The organism is Streptomyces sp. E2N166 (assembly GCF_003671715.1).
GTDB classification, from domain to species: Bacteria; Actinomycetota; Actinomycetes; order Streptomycetales; family Streptomycetaceae; genus Streptomyces; species Streptomyces thinghirensis.
This window is the reverse complement of sequence record NZ_RAIF01000032.1, coordinates 87,415-90,650: the sequence shown is the minus strand read 5'-3', so window position 1 is coordinate 90,650 and position 3,236 is coordinate 87,415. Positions and strand designations below refer to the sequence as shown.

The window sequence follows — 3,236 nt, the reverse complement described above, 5'->3', positions numbered from 1 at the left end:
GGCCGTCGGCACCGCGCCCGCCCCGGGGCCCATGTCACCGATTTCGTCGGCCAGTTGATGCACGAGGACCCCGTGACGGAACGCGGTCTCACCGATGTCGGCACACGTACTGCCGTACACGGCCAGGCGGTTGCCGCCTTCGCGTACGACCTCGACGGAACGGCGGGCCGCGCGTGCCTCTTTGGTCAGCAGGGCGGCGAGCCGGGCTGCGTGCGGGCTGCGGACCGCGACGCGTGGGCGCAGACGTGTACGGGAGAAGTCCGCCACCTCCTGGTCGGCGACGACTCTGCCCTTCTCGAGCGTGACGACGTGGTCGGCGGTACGCGCGGCCTCCTTTGGATCCGCCGTACTGAACAGGACGGTGCCGCCCTGGGCGGCATGGGCGCGCAGCGTGTCGTGGAGGCGACGGGCCTCATGGGCGGACAGCGCTCCAGCGGGGTCGTCGAGCACCAGGGTGTGCGGATCGGGAAGCAAAGCACAGGCCAGTCCGAGGCGTCGGTCCATACCGCGGGAGAGGGTGCCGAGGCGTTCGCCGCGCAGGCCCGCGAGTTCGGCCGACTCCAGGACTTCGTCGGCCCGCCGGGCGGGAAGCCCGGCCGCCGCGCACAGCATGCGGAGATGGCCGCGAACCGTCCGGGCCGGGTGCCCCGGCACATCTCCCAGCAGGACTCCGACCTCGTGCGAGGGGTGGGCGATGCGGTGCAGGGGCCGGCCTCTGAAGTAGGCGAGACCACGGCCGTGCTGGAGTTCGAGCATGAGTCTGAGCGCCGTCGTCTTGCCGGCGCCCGCCGCTCCGAGCAGTGCGGTGACGTGGCCCGCGCGCGCCTCGAAGGAGACGTCGTCGACGGCGGGCGGAAGCTCCTTGCGGGGGTTGCTGGTCAGTCCGAAGGCCTGGATCACCCGTAGCAAGATAGCGTGCCATATCCGGTTTTTCGGGCATCGCGCGGCCTGGCGGACACGGAGTGACCGGCCCCGTCGATCCCTTGTTCGTCGTTCGCTCCGGGGTCCTGCCCGGGCTCGCCGTCACACCTCGGGACGCAGCATCGGGGGGTTGAGGAGAGTCGCGCCGCCGGCCCGGAAGAGCTGAGCGGGACGGCCGCCCTGACGGGTGGTCGTACCCCCGGTGGGGACGAGAAAGCCCGGCGTGCCCGTCACCTTGCGGTGGAAGTTGCGCGGGTCGAGCGCCACGCTCCACACCGCCTCGTAGACGCGCCGCAGCTCCCCGACGGTGAACTCGGGCGGACAGAACGCGGTGGCCAGCGACGAGTACTCGATCTTGGATCGGGCTCGCTCCACCCCGTCCGCCAGGATCTGGGCGTGGTCGAAGGCGAGCGGCGCCACCGACTCGCCGTCATGGCCGTAACCAGCCTGTTCCAGCAGTTCCTCGACCGGCGCCCAGCGCGCGTTGCTGGCGTCACCGCCTGCCCTTGGTGCGGGCAGATCGGGAGCGAGCGCGAGGTGGGCGACACTGACCACACGCATCCGAGGGTCGCGCTCGGGGTCGCCGTACGTCGCGAGCTGCTCAAGGTGGGCGCCGTTGTCCTGGGTGGGTTCGACCGGGTCGTGGACGCACAGCCCCGTCTCCTCGGCCAGCTCCCGCGCCGCCGCCTGCGCCAGGTCCTCGTCGGCCCGTACGAAACCGCCGGGCAGGGCCCAACGGCCCTGGAACGGCGGCTCGCCCCTGCGCACCGCCAGCGCGCACAGGGAGTGGCGGCGAACGGTCAGCACGACCAGGTCCACAGTGACGGCGAAGGGCGGAAAGGCTGACGGGTCGTAGGGCATGCGGCGATCATAGTCGTCTGCCTGACGATAAACACTCCCTTCGCCACCGCTTCGCCGGCTGATCCACTTCGCTGGGGCCTGCGTCTCGGCGCCCATTCCCCGGACGTCGCGCGAAGCCACGTACTGCCAGGTCAGGCTCCTAGTTGCAGCCCGTCGGCGGCCTCTTCGACCATGGCCAGACCGAGCCGGCTGACCCGGACCGAGAACGGCGCTCCGGCGACCCGCAGCCCCGTGAGACCGAGCTCCCCCAGAGGGGCGTCGCGCACGGGACGCAGGGTGACGGTCTTGGCCGGGGCGTCGGGGCGGATGCCCACGAGCGTGGTCAGCAGCAGCACCCCGGCGGCGGCCGCGGTGGCGGCGGGACGGCAGGCCGCCGGGTGCGGGAGGGGCGCGCCCATGTCGGTGCGTTGCTCGCCCGCGTACATCTCCGGCAGGCGGTGGCCGAAGGTGCCCGCCGCGGCCACTACGCCACGCAGCAGCGAGCCCGCCTCCTTCTCGTGACCGGCAGCGGCCAGACCCGCCACCGCGATCGCCGTCTCCTGGACGCGTACCGCCCCGGCGCGATGCCCGAAGGGGTTGTATCCCGCTTCCTTCTCGGCCAGTCCGCGCAGACCCCAGCCCGAGTCCATGCCCGGATTGCCCAGCAGCCGGGCGAGTCGATCGGTCTGCACCGGGTCCAGCAGGCCCGGAGCCGGGGCGCCCCCACCGAGCAGCCCGGTGTCGAGGAGGTGAGCCGTTGCCGCGCTCAGGTGCGGCACGAGGCGTCCGTCCGGGGCTCGTGCCGCCGCGGGCCGTCCGCCTGCCCGGTCGTCGACCCAGAAGTCCCGCTGGAACGACGTCCGCAGCCGCCGGGCCCACTGCCGCAGTCCGTCACCGCCCGGTCTGCCGAAGTCGTCGAGCAGTTCGGCGCCGAGCAGGGCGGCGCGGTGGGCGTGCGCCTGGGTCTCGCATCGGACGGGGCCACCCGGGTGCGAATCCCGTACGTACGTGCCGTCCCCGACGGTGGTGCGCAGCCAGGCCAGACACCGTTCGGCCACCGGCATCAGCTCCTGCGTCTCGTGTTCACAGAGCCCCCAGCGGCGGGCTTCCGCGAGGAGCACGGGGAAGAGCAGGGTCGCCTCGGTGCCGGTGCAGCCCGGCGGCAGGTGCGGGCCGGTGTCACGTCTGGGTCCGGGGATCATGCCGGACCGCGGGCCGGGGCCGCGGTGTTGGGTGCGGGCGAGAGCGCGCAGCGTACCGGCGGCGAGCCGGGTGCCCAGAGGAAGTGTCATCCGCGCGGCGGCGAGAGCCTCGGCGGGGGCCGGACCGCAGCGCCAGGGGACGCCGGCCGCGAGATGGACGTCGGCGGGATGCGCGGGATCGCGCAGCAACAGGGCTCTGAGGTCCTCGATGCTGGTCCGCAGGAGGGCGGGGACCGCGGGGTCGTCGCCTGTGGCGTGCGCGGAGGCCAGCGG

2 protein-coding genes and 1 pseudogene are annotated in these 3,236 nt (G+C 73.2%); all 3 read right to left on the bottom strand.

Going from position 1 to position 3,236, the window contains the following annotated elements:
• The coding region (locus EBH09_RS27490) for an ABC transporter ATP-binding protein (protein ID WP_153182739.1) at positions 1-900 on the bottom strand (900 nt) is incomplete at its 3' end.
• Between the two features lie 123 nt (positions 901-1,023).
• The gene (locus tag EBH09_RS27485; RefSeq protein ID WP_121749636.1) at positions 1,024-1,782 is read right to left on the bottom strand and encodes an NUDIX hydrolase; all 759 of its coding nucleotides are present in this window, start codon (positions 1,780-1,782) and stop codon (positions 1,024-1,026) included.
• A 131-nt stretch (positions 1,783-1,913) separates the two neighbouring features.
• Positions 1,914-3,236 (bottom strand): annotated as a pseudogene (locus EBH09_RS27480) (glycogen debranching protein); the annotation flags it as partial.